General features: G+C 71.1%; 18 protein-coding genes, 1 tRNA gene and 1 pseudogene. 10 read left to right on the top strand and 10 right to left on the bottom strand.

All coding sequences use genetic code 11. The features are described 5' to 3' along the window. Positions 1-7: 7 nt before the first annotated feature. The 8 genes from DEJ11_RS12225 (at position 8) to DEJ11_RS12190 (ending at position 7166) form a co-directional block, all read left to right on the top strand. On the top strand, positions 8-643 hold the full coding sequence (locus tag DEJ11_RS12225; protein ID WP_111022287.1) for a TetR/AcrR family transcriptional regulator: 636 nt from the start codon (positions 8-10) through the stop codon (positions 641-643). 44 nt (positions 644-687) lie between these two features. Continuing rightward, a tRNA-Thr gene (locus DEJ11_RS12220) sits at positions 688-760 on the top strand. A 181-nt stretch (positions 761-941) separates the two neighbouring features. Beyond that, positions 942-1739: a glycoside hydrolase family 16 protein gene (locus DEJ11_RS12215; RefSeq protein ID WP_071404996.1), complete on the top strand. Its 798-nt coding sequence runs from the start codon at positions 942-944 to the stop codon at positions 1737-1739. A gap of 189 nt (positions 1740-1928) precedes the next feature. Further along, on the top strand, positions 1929-2369 hold the full coding sequence (locus DEJ11_RS12210; RefSeq protein ID WP_071404995.1) for a BLUF domain-containing protein: 441 nt from the start codon (positions 1929-1931) through the stop codon (positions 2367-2369). A gap of 52 nt (positions 2370-2421) precedes the next feature. After that, entirely contained in the window at positions 2422-3417 is a 996-nt protein-coding gene (locus DEJ11_RS12205) for a Gfo/Idh/MocA family protein (RefSeq protein ID WP_111103243.1), read from the top strand. 73 nt (positions 3418-3490) lie between these two features. Further along, on the top strand, positions 3491-5002 hold the full coding sequence (gene dacB, locus DEJ11_RS12200) for a D-alanyl-D-alanine carboxypeptidase/D-alanyl-D-alanine endopeptidase (RefSeq protein ID WP_111103244.1): 1512 nt from the start codon (positions 3491-3493) through the stop codon (positions 5000-5002). A 23-nt stretch (positions 5003-5025) separates the two neighbouring features. Beyond that, a complete protein-coding gene (locus DEJ11_RS12195) occupies positions 5026-5646 on the top strand; it encodes an isochorismatase family protein (protein WP_071404992.1) in 621 nt (206 codons plus the stop codon). Continuing rightward, the gene (locus tag DEJ11_RS12190) at positions 5643-7166 is read left to right on the top strand and encodes an NAD-dependent succinate-semialdehyde dehydrogenase (protein ID WP_502866901.1); all 1524 of its coding nucleotides are present in this window, start codon (positions 5643-5645) and stop codon (positions 7164-7166) included. The genes DEJ11_RS12195 and DEJ11_RS12190 overlap by 4 nt, the downstream gene beginning before the upstream one ends. Before the next feature lie 64 nt (positions 7167-7230). Here the strand turns inward: DEJ11_RS12190 and DEJ11_RS12185 are convergent, their stop codons facing one another. From DEJ11_RS12185 to DEJ11_RS12150, 8 genes and pseudogenes are all read right to left on the bottom strand, one after another. After that, positions 7231-9084: an ABC transporter ATP-binding protein gene (locus DEJ11_RS12185; RefSeq protein WP_111103245.1), complete on the bottom strand. Its 1854-nt coding sequence runs from the start codon at positions 9082-9084 to the stop codon at positions 7231-7233. A gap of 7 nt (positions 9085-9091) precedes the next feature. Continuing rightward, complete coding sequence (locus DEJ11_RS12180) at positions 9092-9307, bottom strand: hypothetical protein (RefSeq protein WP_027466417.1); 216 nt, start codon at positions 9305-9307, stop codon at positions 9092-9094. A gap of 324 nt (positions 9308-9631) precedes the next feature. Beyond that, a complete protein-coding gene (locus tag DEJ11_RS12175; protein ID WP_110863353.1) occupies positions 9632-11011 on the bottom strand; it encodes an MFS transporter in 1380 nt (459 codons plus the stop codon). Between the two features lie 219 nt (positions 11012-11230). Beyond that, a pseudogene (gene ribA / locus DEJ11_RS12170) lies at positions 11231-11860 on the bottom strand (GTP cyclohydrolase II); the annotation flags it as partial. Positions 11861-11889: 29 nt separating this feature from the next. Next, complete coding sequence (ribD, locus tag DEJ11_RS12165) at positions 11890-12978, bottom strand: bifunctional diaminohydroxyphosphoribosylaminopyrimidine deaminase/5-amino-6-(5-phosphoribosylamino)uracil reductase RibD (protein ID WP_246551973.1); 1089 nt, start codon at positions 12976-12978, stop codon at positions 11890-11892. Positions 12979-13069: 91 nt separating this feature from the next. After that, complete coding sequence (locus DEJ11_RS12160; protein ID WP_181440806.1) at positions 13070-13624, bottom strand: GNAT family N-acetyltransferase; 555 nt, start codon at positions 13622-13624, stop codon at positions 13070-13072. 2 nt (positions 13625-13626) lie between these two features. Next, the gene (gene trpS / locus DEJ11_RS12155; protein WP_110863350.1) at positions 13627-14637 is read right to left on the bottom strand and encodes a tryptophan--tRNA ligase; all 1011 of its coding nucleotides are present in this window, start codon (positions 14635-14637) and stop codon (positions 13627-13629) included. Positions 14638-14678: 41 nt separating this feature from the next. Further along, complete coding sequence (locus DEJ11_RS12150) at positions 14679-15521, bottom strand: exodeoxyribonuclease III (protein WP_111103247.1); 843 nt, start codon at positions 15519-15521, stop codon at positions 14679-14681. Positions 15522-15573: 52 nt separating this feature from the next. On the opposite strand from DEJ11_RS12150, the gene DEJ11_RS12145 reads away from it, so the two are divergent. Further along, positions 15574-15906: a hypothetical protein gene (locus DEJ11_RS12145; protein WP_111054456.1), complete on the top strand. Its 333-nt coding sequence runs from the start codon at positions 15574-15576 to the stop codon at positions 15904-15906. 92 nt (positions 15907-15998) lie between these two features. Here DEJ11_RS12145 and DEJ11_RS12140 read toward each other — a convergent pair whose 3' ends face one another. Both DEJ11_RS12140 and DEJ11_RS12135 read right to left on the bottom strand, forming a co-directional pair. Beyond that, complete coding sequence (locus DEJ11_RS12140) at positions 15999-16271, bottom strand: HPr family phosphocarrier protein (protein WP_022905912.1); 273 nt, start codon at positions 16269-16271, stop codon at positions 15999-16001. A gap of 69 nt (positions 16272-16340) precedes the next feature. Continuing rightward, the gene (locus DEJ11_RS12135; RefSeq protein WP_027466423.1) at positions 16341-17111 is read right to left on the bottom strand and encodes a DeoR/GlpR family DNA-binding transcription regulator; all 771 of its coding nucleotides are present in this window, start codon (positions 17109-17111) and stop codon (positions 16341-16343) included. A 251-nt stretch (positions 17112-17362) separates the two neighbouring features. Between DEJ11_RS12135 and ptsP the strand changes: the two genes are divergently transcribed. Next, positions 17363-19021 carry a phosphoenolpyruvate--protein phosphotransferase gene (ptsP, locus tag DEJ11_RS12130; RefSeq protein WP_111046832.1) on the top strand — a complete coding sequence of 553 codons (1659 nt, stop codon included), beginning with the start codon at positions 17363-17365 and terminating at the stop codon, positions 19019-19021. The last annotated feature ends 2 nt before the right edge of the window (positions 19022-19023 follow it).

The raw sequence follows: 19023 nt of genomic DNA, 5'->3' as shown, positions 1-19023 counted from the left end.
TCACGGCATGCCCGACGCTGAACCCGGCCTGCGCGAACGGAAGCGCCGCGCCACCCGGCGCGCCATCCAGCAGGCTGCGCTCCGGATCGCCATCGAGGACGGCCTCGGCGCGGTGACGGTGGACGAGATCTCCCGGCGGGCCGACGTCTCGCCCCGGACGTTCTTCAACTACTTCCCGAGCAAGGAGCAGGCGATCCTCGGGGACGACCCGCAGCTGCCCGACGACGCGGCGTTGCAGGCGTTCGTCGACGGTGGTCCGAGCGGTGACCTGCTCGCGGACATCGGCACGCTGCTCGTGCACTCCACGCGCGAACTGATCGAGGAGCGCGGGCTCATCGAGGAGCGGCAGCAGGTCCTCCGCGCGAACCCGGAGCTGTTCAGCCGTCGCATGGCGTCGATGAAGGAGTTCCAGGCGGAGCTGCAGGCGGCCGTCACGCGCCGTCTCGAACACGCCGACCCGGAGCTCGCCGCCGACGCCGAGGCACTCCGCCGTCGCGCGGGTCTCGCGGCCATCGTCGCCCTCGCCGCCCTGCGCCACGCGTGGTGGGAGTGGTCGGGTTCCGAGGCCGGAACACACCTGGTCGACGAGCTCGAACGGTCATTCTCCGAGCTCGGCGTGCTGGTTTCGCGTTCACTCGTCTGAACCTGTATAGTCATTGCTCGTGCCACTCCGGACATGGAGTGTGCGCCGCCTTAGCTCAGTCGGTAGAGCGATTCACTCGTAATGAATAGGTCGTCGGTTCGATTCCGACAGGCGGCTCCGTGAACACCCCGGTCAGACCCACTCGAAGTGGCTCTGACCGGGGTTTTCGTATTCCGGACGAAACCCGTGTCCCTCGCCCGAGGGACAGACGTCGGGCGCGTTCGCGGGCTACCCTTGTCCGCGAAACGGGGGACACGATGACCGACCACCAGCCCAGCGCTCCACCGGCGGTGCCGCCGTGCTGAAGCGTGTCCTGGTCATCGTCGTGGTCGCTGCCACCGCCGGAGCCCTCGCGGTCACCGCGGCAGCCGTGCCCGAGTCCCGTGCCACGTCCGCCTCGACCTCGTCGCCGAGCACCGGTCCGTCCGCGACCCCGACGGCGTCCGCGACCGGCCCCGCGTACCTCGCGGACCGCGAGCCGACCTTCTCCGAGGACTTCGACACCCCCGCAGCAGCGGGCGGCCCGTTCGCCGAGACGTACCGGAACTCGTGGCAGCCGTACCCCGACGGTACGGGCGGTAAGTACTACTCGGACAAGCTCATCAGCGCCCACGACGGCTACCTGGACGTCGCGATGGACGGGGAGCACGGCGCTGCCGGAACGTTCGGCACGCCCACCGGCGCCTGGTCACACGTCGGCGGCACCTTCAGCATCCGTGCGCGGGCGACCGGTGGCGACGGCAACGGGATCGCGGTCATGCTCTGGCCGACGTCGAACGCCTGGGCGGACGGCGAGCTGAACTACCCGGAGGGGCAGTTCAACGGCTCACCGCGCGTCTTCCACCACTCGATGCTCCAGGGGCTCGAGAAGCGGACCGAGCACTACAACACCCGGGTGTCCTGGAACGACTGGCACACCTACACGACCGAGTGGGTGCCGGGGAAGATCATCCGGTACTACCTCGACGGCAAGCTCGTGTTCACGGTGCCGCGCAACGTGCCCACCACGCCGCACCGCTACATGTTCCAGATCGGCAATTGGGGCGACCCGGGGCACGTGCAGATCGACTGGGTCCGCACCTACGACACGGAGTGACCAAACCCCCCGGACGGGGGCTCCGAATCAGTCCGGTCGTACGACCCGACACCCGTGTGCTCGCGTCGATGACCCGAACCTCGACGCGGGTGCGCGGGCGGGAACGATCCCCGTTCTGGGGATTCCCTTGCCGGGCCACTCGGACAACGATGGGACACGAACCCGTTCCGTCGTCACCGAGAGGTCGTCATGCTGCTGTCCCTGGTCTACATGAGCGCAGCGAACGAGGTGTTCGACCAGGAGCGGCTCGACGCACTGCTCGAGCACGCACGGGTCCGCAACACCGCGTCCGGCCTGTCCGGTCTGCTCGTCTACAAGGACGGCCGGTTCATGCAGCTGCTCGAGGGCCCCGAGGCAGCCGTGCTCGAGACGTACCAGCGCATCATCGACGACCCGCGGCACACCGACGTCGGCCTGCTCGTCGAGGAGCGCATCCACACCCGGCGTTTCGGCGAGTGGAAGATGGCGTTCCACCGGGAGGCCGAAGCCGACCTGCCCGACGGCTTCGACTCGTTCCTCGCCGAGGGCGATGCGAGCGCCGACACGAGCCGTGCCCGTGAGCTCCTGCGCTGGTTCCGGAACCACCCGATGGCCGCCCCGGACGCCGCGCTCGGCAAGCACCGCCGCTGACGACCCGAGGCGGGGCCCGCCGCAGCCCACCCCGCGCTGGTAGACAGGACCCATGACGGTTCGCTGGGGAGTCATCGGCACAGGCGGCATCGCACGGTCCTTCGTGGGTGACTGCACCGCGGCCGGCATCGTGTTCACGGCCGTGGGCAGCCGCACCCGGGAACACGCCGAGGCCTTCGCCGCCGAGTTCGGCATCGAGCGGGCCCACGGTTCCTACGAGGACCTGGTGGCGGACGACGACGTCGACGCGGTCTACGTCGCGACCCCGCACGTCCGGCATGCCGAGGACGCCCTGCTCGCGATCCGGGCGGGCAAGCACGTCCTGGTCGAGAAGGCCTTCACGATGACCGCTGACGAGGCCCGGACGGTCGTCGACGCGGCTCGGCAGGCGGGCGTCGCGGTGATGGAGGCGATGTGGACCCGGTTCCTGCCCCAGATGGCGATGATCCGCGAGGTCGTCGCCGAGGGACGGATCGGCCGTCCGGTGGTGGTCGAGGCGACCCACCACCAGGCCCTCCCGACGGACCCCGGCCACCGGTTGCGCGACCCGGCACTCGGCGGGGGCGCGATGCTCGACCTCGGGATCTACCCGGTGTCCTTCGCGGTGGACGTGCTCGGGGTGCCGACCGCGCTGGTCGCAGCCGGGACGCTGAGCGAGCAGGGCGTCGACGAGCAGATGGGTCTGGTCATGACGCACGAGGGCGGTGCGCAGTCGATGATCCACTTCGGGATGGACCTGCGGAGCCCGAACACGGCGTCGATCATCGGCGAGACCGGCCGCATCGACCTCGACTCCACCTGGTACACGCCGACCACCTGGCGGATCCGTGACCGCGACGGTGCCGTGGCCGAGGAGTTCGACGGCCGCGAGGAGCTCGCCGGCTACGCGCACGAGGCCCGCGCCTTCGAGACGATGATCACGTCGGGCCGCCACGACGGCGGCCCGATGGACCCGGACGAGACCGTCGCGATCATGGCGGTGCTGGACGAGGCACGACGCCAGGTCGGGGTCCGGTACCCGGCCGACGGTCCCGTCACGGCTCCCTGATCCGGCTCCCGTCCGCCACGGATCCCGGATCCGGCCTGGAGGCTCCTGCCGCAGTTCCGTAGGATCGGTCGCGATGTCCGAGCAGCAGCCCACCCCGCGTTCCGTCCCGGAGCGGTTCCGCGCCGCCGTCACCGCGGTGCGCGCCTCCGCCGCGCGACGCCCGGTCCCCTGGATCGCCGGTGGTCTCGCGGCGCTGCTCGTGGTCGGTTCCGGTGGGGCCGTCGCCGTCGCGGCGGCCACGACCCCGGACTCCCGGACCGCTGCGGCGCCGAGCCCGACCCGGACCGCGTCCTCGGCTCCGGACCGGACGACGACCACGAAGCGCCCGACCACGAAGCCGTCCCCCACCCCGACCGCCGATGCCCGCGCGGTGCCGGATGACCTCGCCGGTCCGTCCGCGCTCCGGACCTGCTCGATCGCGACGGCTGCGTCGGCGAGCGGCCTCGGCGACTTCGAGGGGTACGTGATGGACGCGAAGACGGGCAAGGTCCTGTTCTCGAAGCACGGCGAGCGGGCCGCCCAGACCGGCAGCGTCATGAAGACCCTGACCTCGGCGACCGCGCTCTCGGTGCTCGGGGGCGACCACCGCATCCCGACGACCGTCGCACGGGAGTCCGCGAACACCGTCGCCCTGGTCGGCCACGGCGACGCGACGCTGTCCGCCGGTGGCGGCACGGTGTACCCGGGCGCCCCGACCCTCGCCCAGCTCGCGCAGCAGGTGAAGGCGAAGGTCGGCGACACCCCGGTCACCACGATCGTCACCGACGACTCGTACTGGAGCGACGCCGACGCCTGGGACCCCACGTGGCCGGTGTCCGAACGCACCATCGGGTACCAGCCGAAGGTCACGGCGCTCATGGTCGACGGTGACCGGGCGAACCCCGCAGCGGCGACCTCGCCCCGGTCGGAGGACCCGGTCGGACGCGCCGGCATCGCCTTCCGGACGGCACTGGCGAACGCTGGTGTCGCTGGCGCCGGGTCCGCGCAGATCGTCAAGCGGGCGACCACCGGCACCGAGACGATCGCCACGGTGTCGTCGCAGCCGGTGTCGACGCTCATCGGGCAGATGATCCCGAACTCGGACAACACCCTGGCCGAGATGCTCGCCCGGGTGTCCTCGAAGGAGTCAGGCTCGAACGGTTCGGCGGCGTCGCTGTCGTCCGTGTACCAGTCGGCACTGCGCTCCTACGGCCTCGACCCGGCCGGCATCGTGATCAAGGACGGCTCGGGCGAGAGCGCCTCGAACGCTGTGTCGCCGGAGTTCGTCGCACACCTCATGGTGCAGGTCGCCTCCGGCGCGAAGGGCCTCGGCACGCTCGCGAACGCCCTGCCGGTGTCCGGCCAGTCCGGCACCCTGGCCAGCCGGTTCACCGGCGCGAACGCCGTCGCGCGCGGCAAGGTGCACGCGAAGACCGGCTGGATCGACAGCGCCAACACCCTCGGCGGCTACATCGACGCTGCCGACGGGTCGCGGCTGACCTTCGCCTTCTACGCCATCGGATCGCCGCGTGCAGCGGCACTGCCGGCACTCGACGCGGTGACCGCCGCGACCTACTCGTGCGGGAGCAAGCTCACCGGCTCCTGAGCCGACGGGTGTTGGATGGACCCATGGCAAGAGCACTGCTCGTCGTGGACGTCCAGAACGACTTCACCGAGGGCGGTGCGCTCGCGGTCACCGGGGGAGCGGCGCTCGCGAAGCGCATCACCGCGTTCCTCGGTCGGCACGGGGACGAGTACGACCTGATCGTGGCGTCCCGCGACTGGCACCACGGCGACGACGACAACGGCGGACACTTCGCCGGACCCGACGGACCCGACTTCGTCGACACGTGGCCGGTGCACTGCGTCGCCGGGACACCCGGTGCCGACTACCACCCCGATCTCGACACCGCACTGATCGACGTCGACGTCCGCAAGGGGCAGGGCACGCCGGACTACTCGGCGTTCCAGGCCCGGACCGAGGCGGGCGTCCCGCTGGCCGAGGTGCTCGCCGAGCGCCGCGTGCACACGATCGACGTCGTGGGCATCGCGACCGACCACTGCGTCCGTGCCTCGGCGCTCGACGCCCGTGCCGCGGGCCTCGACGTCGCCGTGTACGAGGACCTGGTGGCCGGGGTCGACGTCGAGCGCAGCGCCCGGGCGCTCGACGAGATCCGGGCGGCCGGCGGACACGTCGACCGCAGCGACATGGACGAGGGCCTCGCGAACCCAGGAGGAGCACGACTGTGACCGACACCACCACGAACGAAACCACCACGAACGAAACCACCACCACCACCGTCGCCGACGAGCACGTCCGCGTCGAGGGCGTCCCCACCGGACTCTTCATCGGCGGCACCTGGCGCGCCTCGTCGAGCGGGTCCACCTTCGCCGTGCACGACCCGTCGACCGGTGCCGTCTTGGCCGAGGTCGCCGACGCCACCCCCGAGGACGGCATCGCCGCCCTCGACGCAGCCGCCGCGGCGCAGGAGTCGTGGGCAGCGACGGCCCCACGCACGCGCTCGGACATCCTGCGCCGGGCCTTCGACCTGGTGCACGAGCACGCCGACGACCTCGCGGCCCTGATGTCGCTCGAGATGGGCAAGCCCCTGGCCGAGGCCCGCGGTGAGGTCGTCTACGGCGGCGAGTTCCTGCGGTGGTTCTCGGAGGAAGCCGTCCGCATCACCGGCGACTACCGCACGAACCCCGAGGGCACCGGCCGCGCGATCGTGCTGAAGCGTCCGGTCGGCCCCGTGTACGCGATCACCCCGTGGAACTTCCCGCTCGCGATGGCGACGCGGAAGATCGGCCCGGCCCTGGCCGCCGGCTGCACGGTGGTCGCGAAGCCGGCCGATCTCACCCCGCTGACGACCCTGTTCCTGGTCGAGCTGTTCCGCCGTGCCGGGCTGCCGGACGGCGTGCTCAACGTGATCCCGTCGAGTGACGCCAAGGGACTGTCCGAGCCGATCATCGCCGACCCGCGCCTGCGGAAGCTGACGTTCACCGGTTCGACCCCGGTCGGTTCTGCGCTCCTCAAGCAGGCGGCGGACAATGTGCTCAAGACGAGCATGGAGCTCGGCGGCAACGCGCCGCTGCTCGTGTTCGACGACGCCGATCTCGACAAGGCGGTGGACGCGGCGATGCTCGCGAAGTTCCGCAACACGGGCGAGGCCTGCACCGCCGCGAACCGGTTCTTCGTGCAGGACGGCATCGCCGATGCGTTCGTCGCGGCCCTCACCGCGAAGGTGGACGCCCTGCGCGTCGGCCGGGGCACCGAGGACGGCACGACGCTCGGACCGCTCATCGACGACCGGGCCGTGGACAAGGCCGCGTCGCTCGTCGACGACGCACTCGGCCGCGGTGCCCGGCTCGTCACGGGCGGCCACCGGATCGACCGCCCGGGCACCTTCTACGAGGCGACGGTGATCGACGACGTGCAACCCGGCTCGGAGATCATGACGACGGAGATCTTCGGACCAGTCGCCTCGGTCACGCGCTTCAGCACCGAGGACGAGGGGATCCGGCTCGCCAACGACACCGAGTACGGGCTCATCGCCTACGCCTTCACGACCGACTTCCGGCGTGGTCAGCGGCTCGCCGAGCGCCTGGAGACGGGCATGCTCGGGCTGAACACGGGCGTCGTCTCGAACGCGGCGTTCCCGTTCGGCGGGGTGAAGTCCTCGGGCCTCGGCCGCGAGGGGTCGCACGAGGGCATCGAGGAGTACCTCGAGACCGTCTACGTGCTGACGCCGGACCCCTTCGCCGCCTGAGCCAGAGCCTTACCCCGAGCCCGGATCGACGGTACGGCCGCGGTACTCGCGGCCGTACCCGAACTCACACGAGCAGCTGGTGCTTCGCCAGGTCGCGGTAGAGCGGTGTCGACTCCACGAGCTCGGAGTGCGTGCCGCTGCCGACGACGCGGCCGTGCTCGAGCACGACGATCACATCGGAGTCGACCACCGTCGACAGCCGGTGGGCGATCACGAGCAGGGTGCGGTCCTCGGCGACGGCGTCGATCGCGAGCCGCATCTTCTGCTCGTTGACCCCGTCGAGTGACGACGTCGACTCGTCGAGCAGCAGGATCGGGGGAGCGGCGAGCAGCGCGCGGGCGATGGCCAGGCGCTGCCGTTCCCCACCGGAGAGCATCACGCCGTCCTCACCGACCTGCGCGTCGAGACCGCGGGGATCGCGGTGCAGGACCTCGCCGAGGTTGACCGCCTCGAGCACCCGGACGCAGTCGTCCTCGGTGGCGTTCGGCGACCCGAGCAGCAGGTTGGCGCGGATCGTGCCCGCGAGCACGGGGGCATCCTGCTCGACGTAGCCGATCTGGGCGCGGAGCTCGTCGCGGTCCATGCCGCGGACGTCGATGCCACCCAGGCGGATGACGCCGTCGGTGGGGTCGTAGAACCGCTCGATCAGCGCCAGGGTCGTCGACTTGCCGGCACCGGACGGACCCACGAGTGCGACGCGTGAGCCGCGGGGCACCCGGAACGACACGTCGTGGAGCACCACGTCGTCGGCCGGGCGCTCGTCGTCGACGTGATCCGGGCCTCCTGGACGATCTGCGGGGTCGGACGCGACCGCGCCGTCGGCACCCGAGGCATCCGCCTGGGCGCGGTACCGGAACGAGACGTGCTCGAACGCGATGGCGTCGTCGGTGGCGACCGCTGCGGCGGGCCGGACCGACTCGTCGTCCTGGGACTCCGTCGGCAGGTGCAGGATCTCCTCGATCCGGCCGAGGGCGCCGAGCGCCTGGGCGACGGCGACGGCCGCGCCCATCGCCTGGCCGAGCGGCATGATCATCATGAAGAGCAGCAGGATGAACGTGATGAGCGTCGCGATGGTGATGGTGCCGGCTGCGACCTGTGCCCCGCCGACGCCCAGGACGGCGATGAACGCGACCTGCATGACGATGCTCGCGACGGGGACGACGAAGGCGGACATCTTGGCGATGTCGAGGCCGCGCTTGTAGGCCTCGGTCGCGTGGCCGTCGACCTCGCGCACCTCGCGTGCGGTGGCGCCGGCCGCACGGATCGTGCGGACCGCGCCGATCCCGCGTTCGACGGCGGCGGTGAGGTCGCCGACCTTCTCCTGCGCACGCTTCGAGGCGACCCGGATGCGACGGCTCAGCCCGCCGACGACGACGATGGCGATCAGGACGATCACGATCACGATGCCGAGCAGCAGCGGGTCGATGATCGCCATCGCGACGATGGCGCCGATGAACGTGAGCGCGCCGCCGATCGACTCGATCAGTCCCTGGGTCAGGACGGCCCGCAGGAGCGTGGTGTCGCTGCCGACGCGGGACACCAGGTCACCGGTCCGGCGGGTGTCGAACTCCGAGATCGGCAGGTTGAGGATGCGGGCGATGAGCTTGCGGCGGGTGGAGAGCACGACGCCCTCGCCCGCGCGCTGCAGCAGGAAGTGCTGGACGCCGTTCAGCACCCCCGCGACGATGACGAGCCCGACCAGCAGCCACACGAGCGTGCTGAGGGTGTTGCCCTGCTGCACCGCGGTGATGACCTGGTTGACCAGGAGCGGCTGCGCGAGCGAGGCCCCCGCCCCGAGGACGCTCAGCACGATGATCACGACCATCGCGGGCTTGTTCTCGAACAGGTAGGACAGCAGGCGACCGAACGTGGCGCGGGGGCCGTCGGAGGTCTTCGGGCGTGCGAAGGGGAAGCTCATCGTGTTCCTAGTTTCTGCCGTACTTCTTGTGCACTGCCTGTCGGCTGACACCGAGCAGCGTCGCGATCTCCTGCCACGAGGCACCGGCGGTGCGGGCACGTCGCGCGGCGAGCTCTTCGGTCCGGTCGAGCTCACGGCGCAGTTCCCGCACGTTGGCGAGGGCGGAGAACGGGTCGTCCCCTGATGCTCCGGCCGCGAGGCTCGTGATGGTCGGTCGGTCCATGCCTGTCAACCTACATTGACGCACCGACATCCGTCAACCTGCGTTGACGGCGACTCGCCGCGCTGCATCGGGTGCGCAGACGCCGGCGTCTTCGTTCGACGCCGCCACGCGCGCGAGACGCCGCCGAATCCGGCGGCGTCTCGGCGGGCATGCGGCGTCCCGCTGACACGACGGCGTGTTGCGCGGGGAGCAAGGCGCGCGCACGACGAACGGGAGGCCCGGTGCCAGCTGGCACCCCTCCCTCGCAGGCTCGGTCGGCGCACCCCGCGCAACGCTTCGCGTCGCTGCTGAGCGGGGTGCGCCCGTCCCGCGGGTGGTCGCCGATCAGGCGTCGGCGATGTCCTTCGACTTCGTCTCGCGCACGAAGAGCAGCGCGACCAGCGTCACGACCGCCGCGATCGTCAGGTACAGGCCGACCAGGAAGATGTCGCCGTCCGGCTTCCAGAGCGCCAGCGCGATGGTCGGGGCGAGTGACGCACCGAGGATCGACGCGACGTTGTACGCGATGGCTGAGCCGGTGTACCGGACGTTCGTCGGGAACAGCTCGGGCAGCAGCGCACCCATCGGACCGAAGGTCAGCCCCATCAGCGAGAGCCCGACGATGAGGAACGTCACCACGGTGATCGGGCCGCTCGACGCCGCGAACCAGAACTGGAACGTCAGGCCGAACAGCGCGATGCCGATCGTGGTCGGGATGAGGGTCTTGCGGCGGCCGAACTTGTCGGCGAGCAGCCCCGCGATCGGCGTGAAGATGCCGAAGAACACGACGCCGATCATGAGCAAAGTCAGGAACTCGCCACGGGTGTACCCGAGGCCGACCTTCGGGACGAGTGCGCTGGCCTCGGAGCCGGTCGTGCCGTACGACAGGGTGAACGTCGTCATGAAGTAGAAGAGCACGTACGTGGCGACCATGCCGAACGTGCCGACGATGACGGCCCGCCACGAGGTGCGGAACACCCGGCCGAGCGGGACCTTCGCGACCGTGCCGGACTCCTGCACACCGCGGAACACCGGCGACTCGACGAGCTTGAAGCGCACGTACAGACCGATGATGACGAGCACGGCGGAGAGCAGGAACGGGATGCGCCAGCCCCACGCCTGGAAGTCGGCGTTCGGGGTGCCGTCGGCACCGGCTGGCATCGCCGCGTTGATCGCGATGAACAGGCCGTTCGCGAGCAGGAAGCCGATCGGGGCACCGAGCTGCGGCATCGAGCCGAACACGCCGCGCTTGCCCTTCGGCGCGTTCTCGGTCGCGAGCAGGGCCGCGCCGGACCACTCGCCGCCGAGCCCGACGCCCTGGGCGAAGCGCATCACGGCGAGCAGGACCGGGGCCCAGACCCCGATGGTGTCGAACGTCGGCAGGCAGCCGATCAGGAACGTGGCGGTACCCATCACGAGCAGCGACGCGACGAGGGTGGTCTTGCGGCCGATCCGGTCACCGAAGTGCCCGAAGATGATCGACCCGACCGGCCGGGCGAAGAACGCCAGGGCGAAGGTGACGAAGGACGACAGCTGCGAGGCCGTCGGGTCCTCGTTCGGGAAGAACAGCGTCGGGAAGACGAGCACCGCGGCGGTCGCGTAGACGTAGAAGTCGTAGAACTCGATCGACGTGCCGACGAGGCTCGCGATGACGACGCGGGAGCGCGGGTTGCCGGCGGGTGCCGGAGCGGAGGTGGGGGTTGCGGGTGCCGGGGCGGCGGTCATGACAGTGCGGGGTCTTCCGTGCTGCGTACTCCCGACGGGGAGCACGAGGATCCGAAACGGCGGACACCGATCGGTTCGCGCGGGGTGGCGCGGGCACCGATCGGGTGCGTTCGGCTGAGGGGGACCGCTTGTGACGGAAGCCCGATCATACGACAGATGTCGTCTGCCTGCGAATCAGCCCAGAGTCAGCTGGCCGCAGCGTCTGCCGCCTGCGCGCGCTCAGGCGCCCGCGCCGGCGCCCGCTTCGAGGTGCTCGGGCAGCTGGTGGCCCATCCGGTCGCGCTTGGTGTCGAGGTATCCGGCGTTCTGCGCCGAGATGCCGACGACGAGCGGCACGAGGGAGTCGACGGTGATGCCGTGCTCCTCGAGCTGGCGGCGCTTCTCGGGGTTGTTCGACAGCAGCCGGACCCGGGTGATGCCGAGGTCGGCGAGGATGCCCGCGGCGCCGCCGTAGGCACGGGAGTCGGCGGGCAGGCCGAGCGCGAGGTTGGCGTCGAGGGTGTCGAGACCGTCCTCCTGCAGGCGGTAGGCCTTGAGCTTGTTGATGAGGCCGATGCCGCGGCCCTCTTGCCCGCGCAGGTAGATGACCACGCCGCCCTCGGCCGCGATCGTGTCGAGCGCGGCGTCGAGCTGGGGGCCGCACTCGCACTTCAGTGACCCGAAGGCCTCGCCGGTCAGGCACTCGGAGTGCACCCGGACGAGTGCGCCGTCGGTGGGCATCGAGCCGTCGGGCAGGGTGCCGATGATCGCGACGTGCTCCGCGCTCGTCACGAGGTCGCGGTAGGCGCGCATCTGGAAGGTGCCGTGCGTGGTCGGCACGTTCGTCGACACCTCGAACTTGACCGGGCTCCCCGGCGTGGGGGAGGTCAGCGCATCGGTCATGGGGTGCTCCGGTCGTTCGTGGGCCCGTCGTTCCCGAGCCCGGGTGTCGCGTCGTGCTGCTGCTGGCGGTCGTGCTGGTGCTGGTTCTGGTGCTGCGGATGCTGCGGTCGGGCTCGGACCAGCAGGTCGGGGCCGAGGCTGGTGGTCGATAGTACGTCCAACCGCCGACGGTCGGAGATGCTTCCCACCCCCAGGTCGTCGAGGGCGACCCGGGGGCCGCCGAGCAGCACCGGGGCGATGTACACCAGGTACTCGTCGACGAGTCCGGCGGCGATGAGCGCCGAGGCGACCGTGGGGCCACCCTCGACGAACACCGAGTGCACCCCGTGCCCGCGCAGTGCACCGAGCGAGGTGGCCAGGTCGTGTCCGGGCAGGGTGACGAACCCGCGCGGGTGCCGACGGACGGCGGCGTCGGCAGGCACCGGGCGGTCGCCGAGCACCACGGCGAGCGGCTGGTCGGCGAGCAGTTCGCCGGCGTCCCCGCGTGCGGTCAGGCTCGGGTCGTCGGCCAGGACGGTGCCGGTGCCGACGAGGATCGCGTCGTGGGCGGCGCGCTGTTCGTGCACGTGCTGCCGTGCGGCGGCGCCGGTGATCCACTTGCTCGTGCCGTCGGCAGCGGCGGCGCGCCCGTCCAGGCTGGACGCCCACTTGACGGTGACCCACGGTCGGCCGAGCCGGACCGAGAGCAGCCAGCGTTCGAGGAACGCCTCGGCCTGGTCGGCCAGGACGCCGGAGACGACCTGGACCCCGGCGGCACGGAGACGGTCGGCGCCGCCGTGCACGTCGGCTCCGGGGTCGTCGATCGCGTACACGACCCGGGCGATCCCGGCGTCGAGCAGGGCCACGGCGCACGGCCCGGTGCGGCCGACGTGGTTGCAGGGTTCGAGGGTGACGACCGCCGTCGCGCCGCGCAGCAGTGCCGGGTCGACCTTGGCCATCGCGTCGACCTCGGCGTGCGGGGTGCCGGCGCCCTTGTGCCACCCCTCGGCGAGGACCTCGCCGGTGGGGGAGAGGATCACGGCGCCGACGCGGGCGTGGTCGCCGACGACGGGCCCGAGGGCCGCGAGTTCGAGCCCGCGGCGCATCGCCCGGACCTCGGTGGGTCGTGCCGTGTCGCTCACGGGCCGAGCCTACCGGCGGCGGTTGGGTGACACGTCACCACGGATGTGAGCGCGTTCAGGCGACGGGCCAGGGGAGTTCGGAGGCGGGAGTGCCATCGGCGCGTCGCAGTGCGGTCCACGCCGTGGTCGGGCCGCCGTCCCGGTCCGGGACCCGGGCTGCGCCGAGGCCCGTGAACGAGAACCCGGCCGCACGGGCGACCGCTGCCGACGCTGCGTTGCCCTCGTAGCACTCCCAGTAGACGTCCGGCGCGCCCTGCTCGAACGCCCAGTCGACGACGAGCCGGACGGCGTCGTGCATGAGTCCGGCACCGCGCGCGGAGGGTGCGAGCCAGAACCCGAGGTCACGACCGGCGGTGCGGTAGCTGATGATGCCCGCGAGCCACGTCGACCCGGCCGGTCGGATCGCCCACGTGTACTCGCGGTCCGAGGCCCACCCCGGTCCGACCAGGGCGTCGACGAAGGTCCGTGCGTCCTGCTCGCGGTACGGCGTCGGCACCGTCGTCCACCGGACGATCTCCGGGTCCTGGCAGGCCTCGGTGATCGCCGCGGTGTCGGCGCGGGTGGGCAGGTCGAGCCGGACCCGCGCCGACTCGAGCGTGACGGGCTGCACGGTCAGCCGCGCGACCGCGGGACGAAGCCGATGCGGTCGTAGACGCGGGCCAGGGTCTCCTGCGCGATCGACTCGGCGCGGTCGGCGCCGACGGCGAGCAGCCGGTCGAGCTCCGCCGGGTCGTCGAGCAGTTCGAGGGTGCGGGCGCGGACCGGTTCGAGCTCGGCCACGACGGCGTCGGCGACCTCGCCCTTCAGGTCGCCGTAGCCCTTGCCGGCGAACGACTCCTCGAGCGCAGTGATCGAGGTGCCGGTGAACGCCGACAGGATCGTCAGCAGGTTCGTCACACCGGGCTTCGTCTGGCGGTCGGCCCGGATCTCACGCTCGGCGTCGGTGACGGCCGACTTGATCTTCTTCGCGGTGCGCTTCGGGTCGTCGAGCAGGCGGATGAGGCCGTTGTCCGACGCTGCGGACTTGCTCATCTTGCTGGTCGGGTCCTGCAGGTCGTAGATGCGCGCGGTCTCGGTCAGGATCCGTGCCTCGGGCGTGACGAAGGTGTCGCCGAACCGCGAGTTGAAGCGTCCGGCCAGGTCGCGCGTGAGTTCGACGTGCTGGCGCTGGTCGTCCCCGACCGGCACGACCTTGGTGTCGTAGAGCAGGATGTCCGCGGCCATCAGGATCGGGTAGGTGAAGAGCCCGACCGACGCAGCCTCGGCGCCCTGGCGTGCCGACTTGTCCTTGAACTGGGTCATCCGGCTCGCCTCGCCGAAGCCAGTCAGGGTGTTCAGCACCCAGGCGAGCTCGGCGTGGGCGGGCACGTGCGACTGCACGAACAGCGTCGCCTTGGACGGGTCGATGCCCGACGCGATGTACTGCGCAGCGGTGGCCCGGGTGTTCGCGCGGAGCTCGGCCGGGTCCTGCGGCGAGGTGATCGCGTGCATGTCGACGACGCAGTAGATGGCGTCGTAGTCGTCGAGCAGAGTCCTCCACTGCATGAGCGCCCCGACGTAGTTGCCGAGGTGCAGCGATCCGGCGGACGGCTGGATGCCCGAGAAGATGCGGGTCTTGGTCATGGTGGTGCTCCGGTGCGTCAGGTGAAGCGAGAGAAGAGGGGTCAGAGTTCGTAGTCGACGACCACGGGGGCGTGGTCGGACCATCGCTGGTCGTACGCCGCGGCGCGGTCGACCGTGTACTTCGTGACCTTGGCGGCCAGGTCGGGCGTCGCCATCTGGTAGTCGATGCGCCAGCCGGTGTCGTTGTCGAAGGCCTGACCGCGCCAGGACCACCACGTGTACGGGCCGTCGACGTCGCCGGCCTGGGCGCGACCCACGTCGACCCAACCGAGCCCGGGGCCCGTGGAGCCGTCGGCACCCTCGACCGGTTCGCCGTCGGCGCCGAAGAACCGCGAGAAGTAGGCACGCTCGCGCGGCAGGAAGCCGGCTCGCTTGACGTTGCCCTTCCAGTTCTTGATGTCGCGCTCGTCGTGCCCGACGTTCAGGTCACCGACGACGACCGCGAGCGGGTTGTGCGCCCGGAGTGCCGGCAGCCGCTCGGTCATCGCGTCGAGGAACTTCCACTTCTCGTCCTGCTTCGGGGTGTCGACCTCGCCCGAGTGCACGTAGGTGGAGACGACTGTGACGGTCGTCCCGCCGATCTCGTAGTCGGCCTCGAGCCAGCGGCCGGCCGAGTCGAAGTCGTCCGCGCCGAGCGCGACGCGGTGGATCTGGGCGGAGTGTCGGGATGCGATCGCGACGCCGGCCCGGCCCTTCGCGGTCGCCGGGTCGTGCACGATGTCCCACTCGTCGCCGAGCAGCGCCGCCAGGTCGTCGCTCGACGCGCGCACCTCCTGCAGGGCCAGCACGTCGACGTCGCGGGTGGCGAGCCAGTCGCCCATGCCCTTGCGGAAGGCGGCGCGGACGCCGTTCACGTTGACGGATGCGAGGCGCAGGCGTGTCATGCAGAACACCTTATCGGCGGGTGCCGACAGCCCTCGGTCGTACGATCTGCCCATGACCGTCGTGATGACCGTCGGCGAGCTGCTCGCTGCGTTCCGACCCGTGGCAGCGCAGATGCTCCGTCCGGACGAGTTCCGCTCCGCCCGCTTCTGGGTGAGCCCGCACGGGGACTGGGAACTCGACCACGAGGAGGACGAACTCATCGACGGCTCGATGAGCGTCGTCTGGGAGATCGGGGGCGAGACCCAGGGGACGAGGAGCCTCGTCGAGGACGTCGACGACCTGCCCGGACTCCTCCAGGACCTCGCCGACGACCTGCAGGACTTCATCGCCGAGAGCTCCTTCGCCTGGGGCGAGCTGCGCGCGATCCCGCCCATCGCGCCGTAGCGGCGACCGGACGACGGACGGGAGGCACGGTGCCAGCTGGCACCGTGCCTCCCGTCCGTCTGGTGGTCGCGTGCAGGACGCGACCTGCGCGATCAGGCCGCGTCGTGGTCCGTCTTCAGGAACTCGACCAGGCTGTCCGCGGTGGTCTCGGCGTCGTCGCCCGAGACGGTGAGGGTGACCTCGTCGCCGTTCTCGATACCGAGCCCGAGCAGGGCGAGGATGCTGCCGGCGTTCCCGGACTTGTCGCCCTTGGCGATCGTGACCTGGTGCCCCGACGCCGTCACGGTCTGGACGAAGAGGGATGCGGGGCGAGCGTGCAGGCCGGATGCGCTGGCGACGGTCACGGTGCGGGTGGCTTCGGACATCGATGTACTCCTGTCGATGGGTGGTTGGCTCATGCTAGCGAGCACTGGGTGGGCGGGGACGGGGCGCGGTCAGGGTCGGCCGGGCCAGAAGACCTCGGTGCCGGCGGCCTCGACCTCGCGGACCAGGTCGAGGTTGACGGCGGGGTCGGTGATGATCGTGTCGATCGCGGCGAGCGGGGCGACGCGACCGAACTCCTCGCGGCCGAACTTGGTGTGGTCGGCGAGCAGGATGCTCCGTCGGGCGGACTTGATCATCGCGCTCTTCACGGCGGCCTCGGCCATGTTGTGGGTCGTCAGGCCGCGCTCCGGCGTGATGCCGTTGATGCTGATGAAGGCGACGTCGACGCTGACCATGCCGATGAGCTGGTGCGTCCACGTGCCGACACCGGCCAGGGAGTCGCTGCGGATGTTGCCGCCGAGCAGGTGCAGGTCGATGCCCGGGCGGTTCGCGACGGCGGTGGCGACGGGGAGCGAGTGCGTGACGACCGTCAGCCCGCGGTCGGTCGGCAGCAGCTCGGCCAGGCAGATGGTCGAGGTGCCGGCGTCGATCATGATCGAGCCGTTCTCGGGCAGTTCCGCCAGGGCGGCCTCGGCGATGACCATCTTCTCGGTCTGGTTGATGCCGCCGCGGTCCCCGACGCCGGGGTGCAGGGTGATCCGCTCGACGGGGATCGCGCCGCCGTGCGCGCGCCGGACGAGGCCGCGGCGCTCGAGGCTCGTCAGGTCGCGGCGGATGGTCTCGGGCGTGACGGCGAGCAGCTCGGCCAGGTCCTTGACGTCCACCCGGCCCTGCGCGCGCGCCTGCTCGACGATGCGCTGGTGGCGTTCTGGTGCGTACATCGGACCTCGTCGTCTCGGGTCGGAACGGAACGGACATGCTCGGGCACGACATCCGGGATGTCGTCCCCTGCGTTCGATCCGCCAGACGCAAACGGGCATCTGTTTCTGTATTTTTATCCCCGGATGTGTTTGTTTGTCAACGCGAAGCGGGGTAGTGTGCTGATCAGCCGCACGGGCGTGGTCTGTTCCCGTGTCGTGTGCACCGAACGATCCACCCCACCGCAAGCGCGTGTGAGATGAAGGAGTCTCGAATGTCCGAACTGCTCGGCACCGGCGTCGGCCGTGGCGTTGCCCACGGCCCCGTGCTCCGGATGGCTGACCCGCTCGGCGAACCGTCGAAGGACGCCCTGGTGGGCTCGGCGGACGACGCGAAGCAGGCCGTGCACGACGCACTGGCCGCCGTGGCGGACGACCTCAACAAGCGCGGACAGCTCGCCGGTGGCGACGCCCAGGCCGTGCTCGAGGCCCAGGCGCTCATGGCGCAGGACCCGACGCTCCTCGACGACGTGCACACCCGCATCGACGGTGGCACCAACGCCGAGCGCGCCGTGTACGAGGCGTTCGCCCAGTTCCGCGACCTGCTCGTCGGCATGGGCGGCTACATGGGGGAGCGCGCGGCCGACCTCGACGACGTCGCCCAGCGCATCATCGCCAAGCTCCGCGGCGTGCACGCCCCCGGCGTCCCCGAGTCGGACACCCCCTTCGTCCTCGTCGCCCGCGACCTCGCCCCGGCGGACACCGCGCTGCTCGACCTCGAGAAGGTCCTGGCACTCGTCACCCGTGACGGCGGCCCGACCTCGCACACCGCGATCCTCGCCCGCGCCAAGGGCATCACCGCCATCGTCGGCGTGACCGGTGCCGACGACCTGACCGACGGTCAGTCCGTCGTCGTGGACGCCATCGCCGGCACGGTCGTCACCGACCCCGACGCCGCACTGGTCGCGGACGTCGAGCGCCGCATCGCCGACCGTCTCGCCGCCGCAGCGGCACCGCTCACCGCCGGTGCCCTCGCCGACGGCCACGTCGTGCCCCTGCTCGCGAACCTCGGCAGCCCCGCCGACGCCGCCGGCGCCGTTGCTCTCGGTGCGGAGGGCGTGGGGCTCTTCCGCACCGAGTTCCTCTTCCTCGACTCGCCGAAGGCCCCCACGGTCGACGAACAGACCGAGTCGTACCGCCAGCTCCTCGCGGCGTTCCCCGGCAAGAAGGTCGTCGTGCGCGCGCTCGACGCCGGCGCCGACAAGCCACTGCCGTTCCTCACCGACAAGGACGAGGAGAACCCGGCCCTCGGACGCCGCGGCCTGCGTGCCCTGCGGAACCACCCCGAGGTCCTGCGCGACCAGCTCACCGCGCTCGCCCAGGCCGACGCCGCGACCGAGGCCGACCTGTGGGTCATGGCCCCGATGGTCGCCGACGCCGAGGAGACCGAGTACTTCGTCACCCTGGCCCGTGAACTCGGCATCCGCACCGCGGGTGTCATGGCCGAGGTGCCGTCGCTCGCGCTGATGGCCGAGCAGGTGTTCCAGAACGCCGACTTCGTGTCGATCGGCACGAACGACCTGACCCAGTACACGATGGCCGCCGACCGCATGCTCGGCACCGTCGCGTCGTACCAGGACCCGTGGCACCCCGCCGTCCTGCGCCTCGTCGCGCAGCTCGGTTCCGCGGGCGCCACCGCCGGCAAGGCCGTCGGGATCTGCGGTGAGGCAGCAGCCGACCCGCTGCTCGCCGTCGTCCTGGTCGGTCTCGGCGCCACGACACTCTCCATGACCCCCGCGGCCCTGGCCGACGTGCGCGCCGAACTCGGTCGCTACACGCTCGAACAGGCCCGCGAGATGGCGACGGCGGCACTCGCCGCGAGCACGGCGGCGGCCGCGAAGTCCGCTGCCGCCTCCGCGGTGCACGCCGCCTGACC

Source organism: Curtobacterium sp. MCLR17_058, from assembly GCF_003234705.2.
GTDB classification, from domain to species: Bacteria; Actinomycetota; Actinomycetes; order Actinomycetales; family Microbacteriaceae; genus Curtobacterium; species Curtobacterium flaccumfaciens.
The sequence above is the reverse complement of the archived record's forward strand: the minus strand, read 5'-3'. Positions and strand labels throughout refer to the sequence as shown.